This window comes from Streptomyces sp. AB3(2024), assembly GCF_041862025.1.
In the GTDB taxonomy this organism is placed as follows: domain Bacteria; phylum Actinomycetota; class Actinomycetes; order Streptomycetales; family Streptomycetaceae; genus Streptomyces.
The window spans coordinates 1-223 of sequence record NZ_JBGWAB010000424.1 but is presented as its reverse complement, the minus strand read 5'-3'; the positions used below and the strand labels follow the sequence as shown (position 1 = coordinate 223).

The following is a 223-nucleotide window of genomic DNA, read 5'->3' as shown; positions in this document are numbered from 1 at the left end:
GGTCCGCGTGGACACGGAGGCCGACTCCATCGCCGCACGACCGACCACCCCGCTCGGAACACCGTTGACCTGGGACGACGTCGCCTGCGTGATGTTCACCTCCGGATCCACAGGACGCCCCAAGGGCATCCTGTCCTCCCACCGCAACCTCGTCTCCACCCTCACCGCCCAGACCTACGCCACCTTCGGCCCCGGCGAGACCTTCCTCCAGTGCTCCCCCGTC

The 223-nt window shown here is 69.1% G+C and carries 1 protein-coding gene; it reads left to right on the top strand.

Features of this window, described 5'->3' with window-relative positions:
- Positions 1-223 (top strand): AMP-binding protein (locus ACEPPI_RS41070; RefSeq protein ID WP_373920323.1); only part of this gene is annotated, 223 nt, incomplete at both ends.